The sequence below is a fragment of the Acidobacteriota bacterium genome (assembly GCA_016715115.1).
In the GTDB taxonomy this organism is placed as follows: Bacteria; Acidobacteriota; Blastocatellia; order Pyrinomonadales; family Pyrinomonadaceae; genus JAFDVJ01.
Genome location: JADKBM010000001.1, coordinates 86,713 through 105,496, shown reverse-complemented (window position 1 = coordinate 105,496; position 18,784 = coordinate 86,713). Strand labels below are relative to the sequence as shown.

The following is an 18,784-nucleotide window of genomic DNA, read 5'->3' as shown; positions in this document are numbered from 1 at the left end:
TTCGCGATTGAAGTTTCGCAAGTCACTTCAGACGGGCGATGATCGTTTCGCCGCCGACGACGCGGTCGCCGACTTTGACGAGCACCTCGACCGATTTCGGCATCAGCAGGTCGGTCCTCGAACTGAATTTGATCAGGCCGAACTTTTCGCCGAGTTTCAGATTATCGCCTTTTTTGCTGTGACAGACAATCCGGCGTGCGACGATGCCAGCGATCTGCGTGCAGACGACCGTCATCCGCGGGTTTTCGATCGTCAGCGAATTGCGTTCGTTGACGAGACTCGCTTCGTCGCTCGTCGCGGGATTTTTCTTGCCCCGGATGTAATTGATTTCGGTGACGGTCCCGGTAATCGGCGAGCGATTGATGTGGACGTCAAACGGTGACAGGAAAACACTGACGAATGCTCCTTTCTCGCTTTCTTCGACACGTGTCACGCGACCGTCGGCGGCGGAGACGATGATGTCGTCGCCGGTCGGCGGATGGCGCTCGGGGTCACGAAAAAAATAGGCCATAAAGGCGGCAAGCGCCAGAAACACGATCGCGCCGACGATAAAAACAATGCCTCCGAGCGCAAAAAAAAGCGCCGCGAAAACGATCGCGGGAAGCGCGGCGGCGAACAAAAACGGAAACCCTTCACGTACCATAATAAGCGGCGCGAAACTCGTCCGAAATCCTCAAAAATTACGGACCGTGAGTTTGTTGCCAAAAAAACCAAAGTTGATTCTACGTTAACTGCACGAAAAAAGTAAAAAAGCCCGATGATTTCGATCACCGGGCACAAAGGAGGACTGCATGAAATAACTTCTGACTTATCTTACGGGGTTGTCTTTGGCAAAGCTGTAAGCACACCAAGCGGCGATCAGATGAACGATCCAACCGAGCGTTCCCGCCGACCCGATCCACGAAACTCCGGTCAATATCAGCCACAGAATGCCGACAATGATCCGTCCGTTGTAAATTTGGCCGACTCCGGGCACCAAAAAACTCAAAATACCTGCTATCCAAGGTTCGCGCATTGTCTCAACCACCTCCGTAGTGAATTACGCGCGCCTCCGGAATTTGTTCCCGAAAATTTCAATCGGTTGAAAATTATTGTTTTGGCCGGACCTCGACGATCTTTCCGCGGAACGCGCGAACGACGCGGCGGACCGTTGGATGTTGCTCGGCGTACTGCAGCAAGTCGGCCTCGGTCGGGTTTTCCGGAAGCACCGGGATCGGCGCGTCGTCCGCGTCATTGTCAAACTCAGGAATGGCGAATTCGGGCTTCAGCCGCGTCGCGGTTCCCGCGCCGCCGCCGGATTCGACCGCGGCGGGTTCGGTTTTTGCAGTGAGCATCGCGGCGAGCGCGTTCGCGGAATGAATTGGAAACAGATCGTCGCCGCTGAGCCGGAGTTTATGCTCATACGCGGCGTCGAGTCGATTGTCGTCGACGTGCGCAAGCTCTTCGGAGGTGATCGGCAAAAGCTTGAGCGGCATCGATGCGAGCATCTCGGCGATCAAATTCCTTTTCGGCGCCGGTTCGCCGATGGCGGGAAGCGAAGGTTCGGCAACGATTTTCTCATCACGCCGATCGACCGGCGCGAAATCCGGTTGCGGAGGCATCTCGGGTTCGCGGGCAATTGTCGGTGCCGCCTCCCGGAAGCGGCTGATCGTCGGCAACGGCTCGGAAATTTCGGCATTCGTCGGGAACGGGACGTCCGCGGGCGGCGTGATCTCAGATTTCAGAGTTTTTTTTTCCGCCGGAGCCGGAGCCCCTGTAGAGATTTCGCCGGCCGCACCGGCCGCAGCCTTGGCTTCGAGCCTCGATAATCGTTCGAGGATTCCCTCGATAGCGACGACGCGGCGCATCTCGACCAGTTTCACGAGTCCGATCTCGAGCACATAGCGCGATTGGGTCGCGTCCCGAAGTTTGAGTTCCGTTTCGGCGAGGGAATTGAAAAACCTTACGAGGTCGGATTCGGTAAAATGCTGCGCGAATTTTTGAAGCTCGTCGATGCCAAGCGCCGCCGTCTCAAGCAACGCTTCATTATGTCCGGCGATCTTCGTGACGAGCAGGTCGCGGACGAAACTGAGGAGGTCGCGGCAGAACGAGCGCAGATCGTGGCCGCGCGAAATGAGGTCGTCGACGATGTTGATCGCCTCGACCGGCTGATTATGGGCGATTGCGGTCACGATCCGCGTGAGCATCTCGGCGCCGGCGATGCCGAGCGCCTTCGAAACGTCGAGAACGTCGATCGCGTCGCCTGAAAAACTGATGACCTGATCGAAATTGCTTTGCGCGTCGCGCATCGAGCCCTCGCCGGAACGCGCGATCTCGCGCAGCGCTTCATCGGTGACCTTGATCTTTTCGGCATCGGCGATCAGTTTGAGCCGCGCGAAAATTTTCGGGACCGGGATCGTTCGGAACTCGAATTCCTGACATCGCGACGAGATCGTGTCGGGAACCTTGTGGAGCTCGGTCGTCGCCATAATGAACGCGACGTTCGGCGGCGGCTCTTCGAGGGTTTTGAGCAGCGCGTTGAACGACGAATTCGAAAGCATATGAACTTCGTCAATGATGAAGATCTTGAATCGGTCGCGCGCCGCCGAGGAATTTATCCCTTCGAGAATGATGTCGCGGATGGCATCGACGCCGGTGTGCGAGGCGGCGTCAAACTCGAGTACGTCGATCGACCGGCTTTCGGCGATCTCGCGGCACGACGGACACGAATCCGGATCGTTGTACGAACAGGGAACGGGATTCGGCTGCGAAGTCTTGTGACAGTTGAGCGCTTTCGCAAGAAGCCGCGCCGTCGTCGTTTTTCCGACGCCGCGCGCGCCCGAAAAAAGATATGCGTGGTGGAGCCGGTCGTGCTCGATGGCGTTGCGAAGCGTGTGAGTGATCGCTTCCTGGCCGGTGACCTCTTCAAATGACTGCGGCCGCCATTTTCTGGCGATTACCTGATAAGACATCGTTCGATTTTGGATCTGCAATTTTCGATCTTGGATTGATTGCCGCACCAAGATCCGAAAGCAAATCTGAGTTGAATCAAGGATAAGATAATAGCCGTTTTCGAGGTGTTCCCGCAAAGGCGCAAAGACGCAAAATCCGGTCACGCAGACCGCGGCTTTTCGCGGTCTGCGAAAGAGTGCCCGACGATCGCGGATCGGGCGGAGACGGCTCGTCTTCGGCAACGGCCAGGAGGTCGATTCGCAGAGGCGATCGGGCCGTTGACGCGCAACTGAAAGTGCTGTAATTTGTTATCGACTTATAACAAATTAGCCGGACGCGTTCCGGTTCCCAACGAAGCGTATGTTTTTGATCTGGTTACTGTGGTTGATCATTGTTTTTGGCGGATTCTATCTTGGGATCGGTTATGGCCGGCAGATGTATCTTTCGGGTTTCGAGCTTTCACTCTTGCTGAACACGATGATCTACAGCGGTTGCGCGCTTTTTGCGCTTCCGAAACTTGTCCGGCTATTCTTTCCGAAAAAACAATGAGCAACGAGATTTTTGGCGTAGATCTGGTCGATATCAGCTTTCGGGGCGTTCACGCGCTGATGGCGGCCGCCTGGCTTTTGTTCGACTTCATCGTTTTCTGGCTGCACTTCAAGATCAAGGACGCCTCGCAGCCGATTGAAGAGAGGCTCGAGCGCGCGCGGGTGATGCACGGGATCGACACCGTCGTCGCCTACATTTTCCTGCTGATGCTGCCGAGCGGGATCGTGCTTTGTTACGTCACCGAAACGCCGATCTTTACGACCGCGTGGCTTTCCTGGAAGCACGTGCTCTACGGTTTGATCATTGTCGATGCGTTGTATTTGCTGCCGATCTCGGGAACGGCGCTCAAGAACCTGAAAGCGATCAAGGCCGGGGCGGAGAACGTCGCGGAGTTGAACAACGAGATCCGTTCGAGAATGAATCAGGCGATGCCGGCGGTTTGGCTGATCTGGATTCTGGTCTTCGCGGCGAGCCTGATTTCGGTGCTCAATCTCAAGGCGCCGAAAGGTCAGGAATACATTTTCAGAAAAACCGAAACGGTTCGGTCGGAACGTTGAATTGATTTACGATGAGTAGATGATTCCGTTCCGCCCGCCCCTGTGGATTGACGACTTCGAACTTTCAGCTCTCAAGAAACACGTTTTGAAGTGACTGAAGCAATAGGACTTGCTTGGTTCGTGTTTCTTCGGTGCGCCGTTCGGCAGAAACCCGATTGGAAGGCTATTCCGGAGTCCAATCACTGCCGAAGTGCCGGCGTGATCTCGACCAACTCTCCGCCGGGAGCCCGGATGACCGCCGCCGCTTCGCTCCTATCGATAACCTTTCCGCCGTTTTCAATTCCGGCGCTCACCGCCGCATCGAGATCGTCGGTTTCGAATGCCGCCATCAGATAGCCGGTTCGATCGGCGCTTGCCACGGTCTGAATCGGTTTCGCGTCGGTCTCAAGTTCGAGAAGTTCGACCTTTCCGGTCCAGTTCTTTCCCGAATTCAGCGTCGCAAAATCGAGTTTGTCCAAACGCCCGACCCCGAGCAGGGAATCGAACGGCGCACCGGACGATTGAAAAGCGATCGCCTTGGTCAGGCCGAGTCCGCGCTCGTAAAATCTCAGCGACTCGCCCATCGATGGCACGACGAGTCCGACGGTCGCAATGGCTTCTGAAAACACCGGAACGTCTTCGACGCGTCCGCCGACTTCGATTATCGTCAGGCGTTCGCCGGTCGGCGTCGCGAGCATTGCCTCGCGCATCGGCTTTCCGACGTTGTAGTCGAGGATCCCGGAGATCGGACGGCAACCGACGGCTTGAAGACGTGCGAGAGCGGCGTCGATGTCGCTGGTTCGGAAATTGAGTGTCATTATTCCGAAATCGAACGGGCGCGAGACGTCGCGGACGGGAGCAGAGGCGTTCGGATTCTCGACCAGGCGGATCATCCCGAAATCGTCGCCCGGAAGGGCGTAGGTCTCGGTTCGCGATTCGCCGGACGATGCCGTTCGAACGCGAACGAGGCCGAGCACGGATTCGTAGATCACGCGCGATTCTTCGAGGTTCCGCACCACCTGAACGACGGACTTAACGGCCGAGACACTGAACATACGGGGAAAGCTGGAAAGCGGGCGACGAGGATCGAACTCGCAACTTTCAGCTTGGGAAGCTGACACTCTACCATTGAGTTACGCCCGCAAAGCAGATTTGGGATTTCGGATTTCTGATTTCGGGCTGGATTTGACTACCAAAAGACCGAATTCACAAATCCGAAATCCCAAATCGAAATATGGAGGCTTCAGACCGAGCCGCAACACAGGCTGAAATCGCTACCGTTGCTTCCTTCCGGATCTGGCGGGGTTCACAACTCAAACCTTGTGCGGAGCCTGAAGCCATATGGATTTGGGAATTGTGATTGGCGATTTCGGAATTAAACCGGAGCCCGCGATCCCAAATCACAATTCCCAAATCGAAATGCTCGATTTTAGATTGCAAACTTTGGGTTGGACTTTGCTTCAATCCGAAATCCCAAATCACAATTCCCAAATCAAAATGGCGGAAAGGGTGGGATTCGAACCCACGGAACCCGTTAAGGCTCACAGCATTTCCAATGCTGCCAATTCAACCACTCTTGCACCTTTCCGTTGGTTGAAAAAAAAGTCTTCGTCCCTGCAAAAACAAGAATTGCGGACCAAAATCCGCAATCCCAAATCGAATCAATCCAGAATCCCAAATCGAATCAATCCAAAATCCAAAATCCCAAATCCAAAATCGAAATGGCGGAGAGGGTGGGATTCGAACCCACGGTGCCCGTTAGGGCACAACGATTTTCGAGACCGTCCGATTCAACCACTCTCGCACCTCTCCGCGCGGCGGACGAACATTCATTCTAATAGTCCGACCGAAAAAAATTCAAGTCGGAAATCAAGTTATGTTGCTCTCAGGCGTTTCTTGCGAAAGAAATCCTGCATCAATGAACGGCATTCGTCGGCAAGAACGTCCGATTCGACCTCGAGCCGATGATTCAAACGCTCGTTCGTACAGACCTCGAAGACCGTTTCGACGGCGCCGAAACGCTCGTCAGCGGCGCCGTAGACGAGGCGCTTCACGCGTGCGTTGACGAGCGCGCCGGCGCACATCGCACAGGGCTCGATCGTCGAATACATAGTTGACCCGACAAGCCGGTAATTGCCGATCCTGCGCGCCGCTTCGCGCAGGACGAGGATTTCCGCGTGCGCCGTCGGATCGGTGTCGGTGATCGTGCGGTTGCCCGCCGTCGCGACGAGATTGCCGTCGGCGTCGATCAGGCACGCGCCGATCGGAACTTCGTCCAGTTCGCCGGCCGCACGCGCGGCGTCGATCGCCACGCGCATCAGGATTTCATCAGCGTCGTTCATCGCAAAGAAAAACGAAATATAGGTTTTGGACCCGTGCCTGTCAAGTTAGATCCGACATTCGCCGTGCGTTGCGTTGTGATTAAGATACTAGTTAAACTTGAGCTGTTAGCAGATCAAGCCGAAACGGGGAATATGAACAAACTAAAGCATTTTGCGATTCACATCGACGATATGGAACGGGCGAAAGGGTTTTACGAGGGAGTTTTCGAATGGGGATTCGCGTCTTACGGGCCTGCCGACTTTCTTCAGATCAAGGCCGACAAGTCCGAGAAAGGCGAATTGATCGGCGCGCTTCAGTCGCGCAAATACTCACCGGTCAAGGACAAAGTCATCGGCCTCGAATGCACCTTCGATGTTGAAAGCGTCGATGCCGTCATTGAGCGCGTAGAGAAGAACGGCGGCAGAATACTGATGCCCAAAACGGCGATTCCTTATGTCGGATGGATCACGAAGTTTCTCGATACGGAGGGCAATCTCCTATGCGCGATGCAGGCCGATGGCGGTGCCCGATGATTCGTCCGGTGCATCCCGACTTCTTGAGGCTGTTGACGCTAAAGGAAAAGCCGCTGGTCGATCTGTTCATCGATCTTCGCGAGTTTGTTCTCGAAATCTCCCCGGAGAGCAACGAATTGCTCTACCATACGCACGCATTGACATCGGTGTTTTCGATCTCCGAAAAGCTCGGCGACGCGTTTTGTATGCTCCCGATTTACACGAATCACGTAAACCTCGGGTTCAACAAAGGAACGCTGATTCACGATCCAGGGAAGTTGTTGTCGGGTACGGGGAATCTGATCCGCCATATTCCGGTGTCGGAAAAGAAGGATTATCGAAATCCGCAGGTCGAACATCTGATCAGGTGCGCGATTGACTTCGCGGTCAATGATATGGACAAACCGTCAAACACCAACGGAAAGACGATTTCGAAGATCAAGAAGTTTTAGGGAACGCCGAGGGAGGAATCAGCCAAGAGATATGAAAGACGATTTCCGGTTCGACGACAAGCAGTCCGACGAAGACATTCACGTCAGTCGGGTTCCGCCTTCGTTCAAGTCGCTTGCGGAGGAAGTGCGCGTCCGCAGCCAGAAACCGAAATCATCGCCGCTGACGATCCCGCAAAAACTATCGACGTCTGAATTCAATACGGCGATGGTGCATTTCTATCGCGGCGAGGTCCAGCGGTCGAACGTTTGGCGCAACCGCCTCGACGCGACCACCAATTGGGCGGTCATCACCGCCGGCGCGACGCTTTCGTTCGTTTTCAGTTCGGCGAACAATCCGCATTTCGCGATCCCGATCAACACGATCCTCGTCTCCATTTTTCTTTTTATGGAAGCGCGGCGTTATCGCCATTACGAAGTTTGGGCGAACCGTGTTCGCGTGCTCGAGACGGGCTATTTCGCGCCGATGCTTTCGCACCGGACGATCCCGCCGGACAAGGAATGGGCGGAGCATATCGCTGCGGACCTCTTGTCGCCGCATTTTACGATCAGCGAGTGGGAAGCGGTCGGACGCCGTTTGCGGAGCAACTATCTTTGGATCTTCATCCTGCTGGCTCTGAGCTGGACGCTCAAAGTGTACATCCATCCGGTTGCAGCGGTCGATCTTGAGACCTTCGTCAACCGTGCTCAGGTCGGACTCGCTCCGGGTTGGCTGGTGATCACGGCCGGTTGCCTTTTTAACCTGATCATCCTCTTTATCGCTTTCAGCACGCTGAAACTTCGCGACGCGTCGAGCGAGGTTCTTCCGCTCGAAGATTTTGAATGGCACCCGCTGAAGGAGGTCTCGGATTGGGCGGAGACGAATCTCAAAAAGCGAAACACGATCCGCCGTGCCAAACGCGCCCGCCAACGCGTTCGGTCGATCCACAAGTCCGAAAGCTGAAGTTCGGAGTTCCGTCTTCTCCGCTTTTCCACTTTCCCGCTTTTCCACTTTTCGGACTTGTTAACTATAATTCTCTAAAACCTTTAGGAGCTGATAAACGACTATGGCCAATGAACTTGAAAATCGCGGGAAGTCGCTCGAGAACGAGTATTTCCATCGGAAGGAGCAGGAACTCATCGCCAAGATGAAAGCGAACCTCGCGGCCGACGAATCGGTTCAGACCGAGATGACGTGTCCGCGCTGTGACGGGACGCTCGTCGAAACGGATCACGAGCATATCAAGATCGACGTCTGCAACAAGTGCTCGGGCGTTTGGTTCGACGCCGACGAATTCGCGCATGTCGTCGAGAAGAATGAGAGCAGCGGCTGGCTCAGCCGTCTTTTCAAGTAAGCAAGAAGGAGCTTTTTGATGAGAAATGCATTACGCCCGTTGATTTTGCTGATCGCGGCGCTTGTTTTGACGGTTCAGGTCGGGGCGCAAACGGCGAAGCTTTCGACCGGTTCCGGCGCCAAAGTCGCCGAATTCAAACTCGCGAGCAAATTGATGGCGCGCGACGTGCCTTATCGCGTCATCACGCCGAAGAACTACGGCATCGCCGCGGGGACGAGATTCCCGGTCGTTTATCTGCTTCACGGACTGACGGGACGTTACGACAACTGGACAGACAAGACGAAGCTCGCGGAATTTGCCGAAAAGCACAACTTCATCATCGTCACGCCGGAGGGCGGCGACGGTTGGTATTCCGACAGCGCCGGCGTCGCAAACGACAAATACGAAAGCTACATCGTGCAGGAACTCGTGCCGGAGATCGATTCGAAGTTCCGGACGTTGGCGACGCGCGAGAATCGGTTCATTGCCGGGCTTTCGATGGGCGGTTACGGGTCGCTCAAATTCGGGCTGAAGTATCCGCAAAAGTTCGCGGCGGTCGGATCGTTCAGCGGCGCTCTGCGGGCGACGGACTGGACGGACAAGGTCATCGGCGAATGGCTCGCGAAGTCAATAATGAGCGTCTTCGGCGCCGCGGAGAGCGAGAACCGCAAAGCGAACGATATTTATCGGCTCGCGCGCGAATGGCCGGCTGACAAGACCAAGGAACTGCCGTTCATTTACCTAGATTGCGGAACCGAGGATTTCCTCATCGAAAACAGCCACGATTTTGCGAAGATCCTGCGCGAAAAGAAGATCCCGCACGAGTTTCGCGAGTTGCCGGGCAAGCACGACTGGGTTTATTGGAACCTGCAGGTGCAGGAGTTCTTGCGGCTCGCAGACCGAATGCTGCCGAAGGCCGAAATTCCGACGGCAAAAAAGCCGGGCTAATCCGGTCATTGATTTGAACGATTCAGCTTCGTTCAAATCCGATTGAAGGTGGTAATTATGTTGAAGCGATTAGTTATTTTGGGGATTATGCTGTTCGCCGGTCTCGGTGTTTCGGCGTTCGGCCAGGGGAAGACGGTCGTCAACGACGCGAAGGCGAAGACGATGCTGCTGGGCAAACACAAGTTGTCGCTGCAGTGGATCAGCTGGGACTATTTCGGCACCGCGACGGTCACCAACAAGGGCGGGGTGTTGTATTTGAAAGGCGAGCAAAAAGGCCGCGGCAATAATGATTTCGTCCGCATCAACGGCGTTATCAAAGAGGTCAACGCCAAGAGCTTTGTGTTCGACGGAACGGTCGTCACGCAGGTCAGCACGATCAACAACGGCGAGCCCTGCACGCGTGACGGTGAAATGACGTTCAGGATCACCGGCAAACGCAAGTACTGGCGTTTGCAGGACATCGACAACCCGTGCGATGAGGTTGCCGATTACGTCGATCTGTTTTTCAGATAAAGCTCGTGAAAGGCCGATGTCGCGGCGCTGACATCGGCCTTCCGCAGCGATATGATCTGGACGCGGCCGCTCCCGCTTCTGACAGTATGCTTAATTTCGCCATCGAAACCGCGCGTGAAGCGGGACAACTCCTGCTGGAGAAATTCGGCGGAAAGTTGAACATCACGAAAAAGGGCGACATCAACCTCGTCACCGAAGCCGATCTCGCGTCGGAACGGCTGATCATCGAACGAATCAAGTCCTATTATCCGAAACACGCGATCCTTGCCGAAGAATCGGGCGCCGCGGTACTTGACGGCCAAAGCGCCTGGAAGTGGATCATCGATCCGCTCGACGGGACGACGAATTTCGCCCACGGGTATCCTTGCTGGTGTGTGACGCTCGCGCTCGAGCATAACGGTGAGATCGTCGTCGGCGTCACCTTCGACCCGACGCGAAACGAACTTTTCGCCGCCGAGCGCGGCAGAGGCGCGTCGCTCAACAACAAACCGATCCGCGCGTCGGCGACGGAGAATCTCGGCGACGCGCTGATCGTTACCGGATTTCCATACGATATCAAGCATCGCGAAAAGTTCGCGCGGCACCTGACCGAGTTTTTGCTGACGTCGCGCGGAGTCCGGCGCGACGGATCAGCGGCGATCGATATGGCTTATGTCGCCTGCGGGCGATTCGACGGATTTTGGGAAGAAGGCCTGAGCCCGTGGGACGTCGCCGCCGGAGTCTTGCTTATCGAAGAAGCCGGCGGGCAAGTTTCATACTACGACGGCTCGAGATTCAGCATCTACGCGCCGCCGATCTGCGTTTCGAACGGACTGATTCATTCGCAAATGCTCGATGTTTTGAAGTAAATCGAGATTCAAGGCTCAAGATTCCAGCGATTCCAGATTCCAGAGATTCCAGATTCCAGAGATTCCAGATATTCCAGATTCCAGAGATTCCAGAGATTCCAGAGATTCCAGATTCCAGAGATTCCAGATTTCCAGATTCCAGAGATTCCAGATTCCAGAGATTCCAGAGATTCCAGATTCCAGAGATTCCAGATTCCAGATATTCCAGGTATTCCAGATTCCAGATATTCCAGATTCCGGAGCTTTTCCCCCGGGTTCTTTGTATTCGGGGTCGGAACGGGTCAGTACCATCTGCGGTAGCGGATGGTTGAAGATCGGTTGGTATCAATACTTCGGTCCGGGAGTGCCGCAACCAACCATCCGCTACCGCAGATGGTACCGACTCGACGCGATTGCAGCGCGATTCGGGATTCCCAGTCTGGAACCCTGGAATTCTCGAATCTTGATTTCGGATCTGGAATCTCTGGAATCTGGAATCTCTGAAATCGCAAATCGCAAATCCCAAATCGCAAATCGCAAATCCCAAATCCCAAATCCCAAATCGCAAATCGCAAATCCCAAATCCCAAATCCCAAATCGCCTACGGTACATACGCCGACGGCACCGACAGATCACCCGGTTGCCCGAACGATGAGAATCCGACCGTCGCATTCGAACTTCTGATCCAGTACCATTGCTGCGACGCGGCGCGGAAAATGCCGATGTCGACTTTGCCGTCGCCGTCGTAATCGCCGAGCATCGGCAGATCGTCCGGAATTCCCCACGAAACGTAGCTTGCCGACTGGTCTGAGCTGTTGATGATGTAGAAATCGGGCTGGCTGCCATCGGTCGTGCCGCGAAACACGCAGGCGTCCGTCTTGCCGTCGCCGTCGTAATCGGCGGCGCACGGGCGGTCGGTCGCGATGCCGAACGGGAACGCGGTATAGGAATTCGTCGAACTCAGCCATTGGTGCCAGACGCCGTCGGCCGGGCGATAAACGGCGATGTCGCCGATGCCGTCTCCGTCGAAATCTCCCATCAATGGCTTGTCGCCGTTGATGCCGAACTGTTGCGCGAAAAACTGGTTTCCCAAACTCCTCAGTTGATACCAGACGCCGTCGGTTGGCCGGAAAACGGCGAGATCCGCGCGGCCGTCGCCGTCAAAGTCGTTCGGGATCGGAACATCGCCCGTGAGCCCGAACTGTGTCGCCGAAACCGAATTGTTAGAGCTGTTGAGAATCCACCACACGCCGTTGCGGAAGATCGCGACGTCGGTTCGGTTGTCGCCGTCGAAATCGGCCGGTGTCAGATTGTCGCCCGGGGCGCCGAACTGCGTCAGAAACGTCGCGCCGTTACCGGTCAAAGTCGCGTTCCAGGTGCCGTTTGACGGGCGGAACGACGCTACCTCGGATCGTCCGTCGCCGTCAAAATCGAACGGCGCGCGGTTGACGCGCGTAATGACGACGTCGTTGCCGTCGCCTCCGACATAGGTGATCCGAAACGCCGTGTTGAGCGCTCCGCCAAAGACTGCGCCCTCCGGTGCATTCAAAAACGTCCCCGAAACCGGATCCGCGCCGTCGTTCCTGATGATCGTGAACGCGTCGCCTATCGCCGGACGATATGTGCCCCAAGGGATCGGGGCGAGTCTCGCGCCGTTGAGATTGACGGCGCCGACGACGTTCAATTGGTCGTGGCCGTTCGCGCCGGGCAGAGGGCCGCCGATCTTGCAGGCGTAGTTTCCGTCGGCCGTGAAATTGAGCGTTCCGGTATTTAGAATTCCGGTCGGCGACGTCAGCGTTCCGGCGCTGATCGTGCCCTGCACCAAGTTCACGGTTCCGACCGTGCCGGTTCCGCCGAAACCGCTGAAGCCGAGTATTCCGCCGCCGGTTGCGGGGGAATTGACGGTCACAGTGCTGTTGCCGGCCGAAGCGTCGAAGATAAAAACTCCTTCATTGAGATTGATCGCGCCCGTGAAACTTGCAGATGCAAGAATGCCCGCGGCGCCGGGACCGTTCTTGGTTACCGAGCCGGGGCCTGAAATGATTCCGACCGCATACGTTCCGGCGCCATCGATCGTGACCCCTGCGACGTTGAGCGAGAGTATGGCGATCGTCGACACGGCTCCCGCCGCGCCACTCAACGTTTGCGCGTTGTTGAGGAAAAGCGCTGCGTTGATCGTCGGCGAACCGCCGGTTACATTCATCCCGCCGGTCAGCCGAAAGGGGTTGCCGCTGACCGTGTATGCTCCCCCTTCAAACGTCAGCGAGCCAAATGTAGTGAGCGCGAAAAAATTGTTGTTCGTGGCGAACTGCGCCGCCGTCGCCGGGAACACCAGATCGTCGCCGGCCACCGGCGCAACGTCCGTTGACCAGTTCGCGGCCGTCGTCCAATTGCCGTCGGTGCCGCCGCCGTCCCACGTCCTAACCGCCGCCTCGACGGAAAGCGAACAAAATAAAACAGTTGAGAAAAAAAGCGCTTTCAAAAACATAATTGACGACCTCGGAATTCGATGAAATCTAACACAGAAAAACTCCGAAAACAATCGATCTTGTCACCTGCGAGGTGTTTCACCCGTGCCGTCTATGCTACTCTAACAGACGAATTCAATCGCAAATCTGAAATCCGAATTCGCAAATCAATTATGTCTTGGTTTCGCCGAAACAAACCGAAGATCGCGGATACGCCGCACGACGAGGAACGCACCGTTCGCACCGAGGGGATCTTCGTCAAATGCCCGGAGTGCGAGAGTCCCCTCTACAAACGGGAACTCGTCGAGTCCTTTCACGTCTGCACGCATTGCGATTATCACTTTCGAATGGGCGCGCGCGAGCGACTCGACACTCTGTTCGACGACGGCCGCTACGAGAAGCTCGATGAAGAGGTAACATCGGGCGATCCGCTTGATTTCGTCGATTCGAAACCTTACAAGGACCGCATCGTCGCCGCGAAAAAATCTTCGGGCCTGCCGGAAGCGATCGTTTCCGGAAAGGGAATGGTCGGCGGACATCTGGCCTACGTCGGCGCGATGGATATGTCGTTCATCGGCGGTTCGATGGGCTCGGCCGTCGGTGAAAAGATCACGCGCCTCATCGAGCGCGCGCTCGAGACGAACGGCGCGGTTGTCATATTTTCCGCTTCGGGCGGCGCGCGTATGCAGGAAGGAACGCTGTCGCTGATGCAGATGGCGAAGATCTCGGCCGCGCTCGCGCAACTCCACGAAGCGCGCCTGCCATTCATTTCGATTCTCACCGATCCGACGACCGGAGGCGTGACCGCGAGTTTCGCGATGCTCGGCGACGTCATCGTTGCCGAACCAAAGGCGCTGATCGGTTTCGCCGGCCCGCGCGTCATCGAGCAGACGATCCGCCAGAAACTCCCGAAAGGCTTTCAGCGCTCGGAATTCCTTCTCGAACACGGGATGGTCGACATCGTCGTTGACCGCCGCGAAATGCGCGACGCCGTGATTCGACTGCTCGATTTTATGATGAACCCGGAACTGCACTGATACCACACCTGCAAATCGGTACTGGGTTCGAATCAATCCGAATCGCATAGCGATCCCGATCTTAGCCGTGGGTTTCAACCCACGGGATTGGGTTGTCGGGATTTCGTCGCGTCAGCAACGGCTGATTCAATCGTCGGTTCGACCCTTGCAGCATCATGATGTCGCGTTGTTCAACAAGGGCCGCGCTCGTTTCTTTCGCCTTGCCGCACGCTACGAACCGAACGGCATTCGGACCGACTCGCGCCGGAGTGCCATTCGGAAGTGGAGTAATTCATCGCCGATCATCTAAGTTCGACGAACGCGCTGACCGAGCGCTGTTTTTGTCCCAACCTCGGAGAATTCATTTCCGAGGATGAATTTCTACGGGTATGCCGGAAATGGAACGCGTGGAGCGGTTGATTCAATGGGATTGGAAGCGAGTTTCCTGAATGAAATCGCGGATTCCTCCGACGAAAGAATCGAGACCGCGCGGGAATTTTATTGACTCCGTTATTGCCGAATCCGGTCGTTAACACCATTTCTCACGTGGCGAGCGGTACTGTTACACTCAATCTCGATGAACTTCGATCAATCGGTCAAATATCTTTACGGCCTCGGGAACGAGGTTCTTGCGATGAAGCTCGGGCTCGAGAACATCGGCAAGCTCCTGACTGAGTTCGGAGATCCGCAGTCCCGGTTTTTCAAAGTGCAGGTCGCCGGAACGAACGGCAAGGGGTCGACGTGCGCGTTTCTTGAAGCAATCTGTCTCGATGCGGGAATTCGGGTCGGGACGACGACCTCGCCTCATCTCGTTTCCGTCACGGAAAGAATCCGGATCGACGGGCAGGACATTTCGGAAGAGCATTTCGCGAAATACGCGACGAAAATCCGCAAAGCGAGCGAGAAACTGGTCAAAGGCGGATCGCTCGAAACCGTTCCGACCTACTTCGAGCAAGTGACGGCGATCGCGCTGCTCGCGTTCGCGGACGCTGAGGTCGAACTCGCGATCCTCGAGACCGGCCTCGGCGGACGATTTGACGCGACGACGGCCGCTCGCGCCGAGATCGTCGCGATCACGCGCATCGATCTCGATCACCAGCGAATCCTCGGTAATTCGGTCGCCGATATTGCGTCCGAAAAGGCGGCGATCATACGCTCCGACGCGACGGTCGTTGTCGGCGAACAGCCGGCGGAAGCGATGCGCGTGATCGAAGCGCGCTGCCGCGAATGCGGGGTCGTGCCGATACTCGGGTCGGAGGTCCGAGTCGAGCGGAACGGTGAACTTACCGGCTTTCAGACAGAGTCGGGCCGTTATCCGAACGTTCGCATCGGCCTTCCGGGTGAGCACCAGATCGAGAATGCGGCGGTCGCCGTGCGACTCGCGGAAGAGCTTCGCGAACGATTCAATATCAGCGCCGAAAACATCGCCCGCGGTCTCGGATCGGCTCGACATCGCGGGAGACTGGAACGCCGCGGCCGATTCCTTTTCGACGGCGCCCACAACGAAAACGGCGCCGCCGCTGTGCACGTTTTTCTGGATGAGAACATTTCTGAACCCGTCGTGATGATCTTCGGCGCGATGCGCGACAAGGAACTCGGAAACATTGCCGCGACCCTTTTCCCGAAAGCCGGGAAACTGATCCTGACGCGGCCCGACAACCCGCGTTCGATGGACGCGGCGGAGATCGGGAAGCTCGGCCGCGACTTTTGCGAAGAAGTGTATCTGACATCGACCGTTGCCGAAGCGGTCACACTGGCGCAGCGGATCGCGGGGGCAGATCAGACGATCGTTGTCACCGGCTCGCTCTACCTCGTCGGCGAAGCGCTCGCCGAACTCGAAAGTAAGGGCACGGTCTGATAAAATTCAGGAAGTTTGGGACTGGAGCGTTGGTTTCGCGCTGGTAGAGGCGACTTGTCCTCGGCGCCGTTCGCGCTTCGCGCTCATTGCAAGCGGGGACGCTTGCGCTCCAGTCGATCGGATCAGAAATATCATTTATGCATAAACTAGTGTTGATACGACACGGCGAGAGTGTCTGGAACAAGGAAAACCGTTTCACCGGATGGAAGGACGTCGACCTTAGCGAGAAGGGACTCGAAGAAGCCAAGTCCGGCGGCAAGTTGTTGACGGATCAAGGTTTCGAGTTTGACATCGCCTACACGTCGGTGCTCAAGCGGGCGATCCGAACGCTCAATATCGTCCTCGATGAGATGGACTGTGCGTGGTTGCCGGTGATCAAGAACTGGCGCCTCAACGAGCGTCATTATGGAGATCTTCAGGGCTTGAACAAGGCAGAGACGGCGCAGAAGTTCGGCGACGAGCAGGTTCTGATCTGGCGCCGCAGTTACGACATTCCGCCGCCGCCGATGAGTGCCGACGACGAGCGCAATCCCCGCCGCGATCGGCGCTATGCCGATCTTTCGGACGCCGAGATTCCGTTGACCGAATGTTTGAAGGACACCGTTGCGCGGTTTCTTCCGTTTTGGGAAGGCGAGATCGCGCCGCAGGTAAAGGCCGGCAAACGAGTGATCATCGCCGCTCACGGCAATTCGCTCCGGGCCTTGGTCAAGTATCTTGACGGGATCGCCGACGACGAGATCGTCAAACTCAATATCCCGACGGGCGTTCCGCTCGTTTATGAACTCGACGCCGATCTGAAACCGATCAGGAGCTACTATCTTGGCGACGCCGATGCGATCAAAGCCGCGCAGGACGCCGTCGCGAATCAAGGGAAAGCAAAATGAGCTTCCGAGAGTGGCTTTTGATCGAAGAATGAACGATGAAGGATGAATCGCGCGCCAAAAGACTGAAGAAATTTGCGTTGATCGTCCCGGGTCTTCTGATCTTGCTGAGCCTTGGCGGCGTGTGGTTTTTCGGGAGCAGACTGAGCGCGCCGGCGCCGGCCGCCGTCGGTAATTGCCCGATCGATCTGGCGTGCGAATCCGTCGAGATCCCGAGCGAATCGGGGTCGAAACTCAAGGGCTGGTATTTGCGCGGGCAGTCCGGAAAAGGCACGATCGTCCTGATGCACGGACTCCGTTCGAATCGCCTGGCATTGGTCGATCGAATGCGCTTCCTTCGTGCCAAAGGGTTTTTCGTTCTCGCCTTTGACTTTCAGGGGAGCGGCGAGAGCCCGGGCGACCAACTGACGTTCGGGTATCGCGAACGGCTCGACGCCGAAGCCGCCGTCCGCTTCGCTCGCACCCGCCGGCCCGACGCAAAGATCGGTGTCATCGGAATTTCGATGGGCGGCGCCGCGTTTTTGCTCTCAAACGAGATGCCGCCGGTCGATGCGGTTACGCTCGAACTTGTTTACCCGACGATGCGTGCCGCGATCGAAAACCGTTTGAACAATTGGTTTTTCAGCGGCGCCGACCGTTTGACGCCGTTGCTGTCGGTTCAGTTTTCGCCCCGGATCGGCGTTTCCGTCGACGATCTGCGCCCGATCGATCGCATTTCGGCCGTTAGCGCGCCGGTTCTCGTGATCGGCGGCGGGATCGATCCGTTTACGACCGCGGAAGAAAGCAAGCAACTCTTTGAGGCCGCGAACGAACCAAAGCAACTGTGGATCGTCGAAGGAGCCGGTCACGAAGATCTCTGGAAGTTCCGGGCTCGCGACTACCAAGATAGGGTCCTGCAATTTTTCGAGCCGATACTGAATGAAACTGCCCCGGGAGAAAAAAATGATAAGAACAATTCGTCTTGCAATTGTCTTGATGACAATTCTCGCAAGCCTGGCGACGGTCTCGATCCAGGCACAAACAAAGACTAAGAAAACGACCGTCACGACGGGCGAGATCTCTTCGGGCCTAAAGGAAGCGCTGACCAAAGGCGTCCGGTTTGCGGTCGACACGCTCGGGCGCGAGAACGGCTTTCTCGATGATGTCCGCGTCAAGATCCCATTGCCGAAGTCGTTGCAGAAGCTCGAAAAAGCGCTGCGCATCGCGGGCCAGGGAAAGGCGGTCGACGAGTTTGTTTCGTCGATGAACCACGCCGCCGAAAAGGCGGTCCCGGTCGCGATCGACGTCTTCGTCGATTCGATCAAAAAGATGACGTTCGACGACGCGCGAAAGATCCTCTTCAGCGGCGAACAGGACGCCGCGACGCAGTTTTTTCGCCGTACCAGCGAGGAGACGTTGCGCGAAAAGTTTCGGCCGATCGTCGAGAAATTCACCGGAGAGGTCGGCGTCACTCAAAAATACAAGGATATGGTCGCGAAGGGCGGGCCAATCGCGAAGTTTCTCGTCGGCAAGGACGCTACGGATCTTGATGCTTATGTGACTCAAAAAGCGCTCGACGGCCTGTTCTTTATGGTCGCCGAGGAAGAAAAGAAGATCCGCAAAGACCCGTTGGGCCGGACGACCTCGCTTTTGAAAAAAGTTTTCGGGATATTGAAGTAGGT

At 56.4% G+C, this 18,784-nt stretch carries 21 protein-coding genes, 3 tRNA genes and 1 other RNA gene; 14 read left to right on the top strand and 11 right to left on the bottom strand.

Going from position 1 to position 18,784, the window contains the following annotated elements; all coding sequences use genetic code 11:
• Nucleotides 1-22: 22 nt before the first annotated feature.
• The 3 genes from IPN69_00495 to dnaX all read right to left on the bottom strand — a co-directional run bounded on the left by IPN69_00495 (nt 23) and on the right by dnaX (nt 2,951).
• Entirely contained in the window at nt 23-643 is a 621-nt protein-coding gene (locus IPN69_00495) for a phosphatidylserine decarboxylase (protein MBK8809198.1), read from the bottom strand.
• Nucleotides 644-808: 165 nt separating this feature from the next.
• Nucleotides 809-1,015 carry a hypothetical protein gene (locus IPN69_00490; GenBank protein ID MBK8809197.1) on the bottom strand — a complete coding sequence of 69 codons (207 nt, stop codon included), beginning with the start codon at nt 1,013-1,015 and terminating at the stop codon, nt 809-811.
• 73 nt (nt 1,016-1,088) lie between these two features.
• Nucleotides 1,089-2,951 carry a DNA polymerase III subunit gamma/tau gene (gene dnaX, locus IPN69_00485; protein ID MBK8809196.1) on the bottom strand — a complete coding sequence of 621 codons (1,863 nt, stop codon included), beginning with the start codon at nt 2,949-2,951 and terminating at the stop codon, nt 1,089-1,091.
• Between the two features lie 346 nt (nt 2,952-3,297).
• Here dnaX and IPN69_00480 point away from each other — a divergent pair, with 346 nt between their 5' ends.
• Nucleotides 3,298-3,480, top strand: a complete 183-nt coding sequence (locus tag IPN69_00480) for a hypothetical protein (protein ID MBK8809195.1) — start codon at nt 3,298-3,300, stop codon at nt 3,478-3,480.
• Nucleotides 3,477-4,037: a hypothetical protein gene (locus IPN69_00475; GenBank protein MBK8809194.1), complete on the top strand. Its 561-nt coding sequence runs from the start codon at nt 3,477-3,479 to the stop codon at nt 4,035-4,037. Before IPN69_00480 ends, IPN69_00475 begins: the two co-directional genes overlap by 4 nt.
• Before the next feature lie 179 nt (nt 4,038-4,216).
• Here the strand turns inward: IPN69_00475 and IPN69_00470 are convergent, their stop codons facing one another.
• The 6 genes from IPN69_00470 to IPN69_00445 form a co-directional block, all read right to left on the bottom strand.
• On the bottom strand, nt 4,217-5,071 hold the full coding sequence (locus tag IPN69_00470) for a VOC family protein (GenBank protein MBK8809193.1): 855 nt from the start codon (nt 5,069-5,071) through the stop codon (nt 4,217-4,219).
• Between the two features lie 16 nt (nt 5,072-5,087).
• Nucleotides 5,088-5,159 (bottom strand) — tRNA-Gly (locus IPN69_00465).
• 95 nt (nt 5,160-5,254) lie between these two features.
• Nucleotides 5,255-5,353, bottom strand: an RNA gene (ffs, locus tag IPN69_00460) — signal recognition particle sRNA small type.
• 161 nt (nt 5,354-5,514) lie between these two features.
• A tRNA-Ser gene (locus tag IPN69_00455) sits at nt 5,515-5,604 on the bottom strand.
• A gap of 134 nt (nt 5,605-5,738) precedes the next feature.
• Nucleotides 5,739-5,828, bottom strand: a tRNA-Ser gene (locus IPN69_00450).
• 62 nt (nt 5,829-5,890) lie between these two features.
• Complete coding sequence (locus IPN69_00445) at nt 5,891-6,358, bottom strand: nucleoside deaminase (GenBank protein MBK8809192.1); 468 nt, start codon at nt 6,356-6,358, stop codon at nt 5,891-5,893.
• A 132-nt stretch (nt 6,359-6,490) separates the two neighbouring features.
• Here IPN69_00445 and IPN69_00440 point away from each other — a divergent pair, with 132 nt between their 5' ends.
• The 7 genes from IPN69_00440 (at nt 6,491) to IPN69_00410 (ending at nt 10,921) form a co-directional block, all read left to right on the top strand.
• A complete protein-coding gene (locus IPN69_00440) occupies nt 6,491-6,871 on the top strand; it encodes a VOC family protein (protein ID MBK8809191.1) in 381 nt (126 codons plus the stop codon).
• A complete protein-coding gene (locus IPN69_00435; GenBank protein MBK8809190.1) occupies nt 6,868-7,302 on the top strand; it encodes a DUF1801 domain-containing protein in 435 nt (144 codons plus the stop codon). The genes IPN69_00440 and IPN69_00435 overlap by 4 nt, the downstream gene beginning before the upstream one ends.
• 31 nt (nt 7,303-7,333) lie before the next feature.
• The gene (locus tag IPN69_00430; protein ID MBK8809189.1) at nt 7,334-8,242 is read left to right on the top strand and encodes a DUF2270 domain-containing protein; all 909 of its coding nucleotides are present in this window, start codon (nt 7,334-7,336) and stop codon (nt 8,240-8,242) included.
• 103 nt (nt 8,243-8,345) lie between these two features.
• Entirely contained in the window at nt 8,346-8,633 is a 288-nt protein-coding gene (locus IPN69_00425; GenBank protein MBK8809188.1) for a zf-TFIIB domain-containing protein, read from the top strand.
• 18 nt (nt 8,634-8,651) lie between these two features.
• A complete protein-coding gene (locus IPN69_00420; GenBank protein ID MBK8809187.1) occupies nt 8,652-9,560 on the top strand; it encodes an esterase family protein in 909 nt (302 codons plus the stop codon).
• Nucleotides 9,561-9,617: 57 nt separating this feature from the next.
• The gene (locus tag IPN69_00415; GenBank protein ID MBK8809186.1) at nt 9,618-10,073 is read left to right on the top strand and encodes a hypothetical protein; all 456 of its coding nucleotides are present in this window, start codon (nt 9,618-9,620) and stop codon (nt 10,071-10,073) included.
• Between the two features lie 86 nt (nt 10,074-10,159).
• A complete protein-coding gene (locus tag IPN69_00410; GenBank protein MBK8809185.1) occupies nt 10,160-10,921 on the top strand; it encodes an inositol monophosphatase in 762 nt (253 codons plus the stop codon).
• 363 nt (nt 10,922-11,284) lie between these two features.
• Here the strand turns inward: IPN69_00410 and IPN69_00405 are convergent, their stop codons facing one another.
• Together IPN69_00405 and IPN69_00400 are read right to left on the bottom strand one after the other, a co-directional pair.
• Entirely contained in the window at nt 11,285-11,440 is a 156-nt protein-coding gene (locus IPN69_00405) for a hypothetical protein (GenBank protein MBK8809184.1), read from the bottom strand.
• A gap of 61 nt (nt 11,441-11,501) precedes the next feature.
• Nucleotides 11,502-13,382, bottom strand: coding sequence for a VCBS repeat-containing protein (locus IPN69_00400; protein MBK8809183.1), 1,881 nt, complete (start codon nt 13,380-13,382; stop codon nt 11,502-11,504).
• 159 nt (nt 13,383-13,541) lie between these two features.
• On the opposite strand from IPN69_00400, the gene IPN69_00395 reads away from it, so the two are divergent.
• The 5 genes from IPN69_00395 (at nt 13,542) to IPN69_00375 (ending at nt 18,782) form a co-directional block, all read left to right on the top strand.
• A complete protein-coding gene (locus IPN69_00395) occupies nt 13,542-14,405 on the top strand; it encodes an acetyl-CoA carboxylase carboxyltransferase subunit beta (GenBank protein ID MBK8809182.1) in 864 nt (287 codons plus the stop codon).
• 556 nt (nt 14,406-14,961) lie between these two features.
• Nucleotides 14,962-16,242 carry a bifunctional folylpolyglutamate synthase/dihydrofolate synthase gene (locus IPN69_00390; protein MBK8809181.1) on the top strand — a complete coding sequence of 427 codons (1,281 nt, stop codon included), beginning with the start codon at nt 14,962-14,964 and terminating at the stop codon, nt 16,240-16,242.
• Nucleotides 16,243-16,379: 137 nt separating this feature from the next.
• Complete coding sequence (gpmA, locus tag IPN69_00385; protein MBK8809180.1) at nt 16,380-17,126, top strand: 2,3-diphosphoglycerate-dependent phosphoglycerate mutase; 747 nt, start codon at nt 16,380-16,382, stop codon at nt 17,124-17,126.
• 35 nt (nt 17,127-17,161) lie between these two features.
• Nucleotides 17,162-18,154, top strand: a complete 993-nt coding sequence (locus tag IPN69_00380) for an alpha/beta fold hydrolase (protein ID MBK8809179.1) — start codon at nt 17,162-17,164, stop codon at nt 18,152-18,154.
• The gene (locus tag IPN69_00375; GenBank protein MBK8809178.1) at nt 18,099-18,782 is read left to right on the top strand and encodes a DUF4197 domain-containing protein; all 684 of its coding nucleotides are present in this window, start codon (nt 18,099-18,101) and stop codon (nt 18,780-18,782) included. Before IPN69_00380 ends, IPN69_00375 begins: the two co-directional genes overlap by 56 nt.
• Nucleotides 18,783-18,784 lie beyond the last annotated feature (2 nt).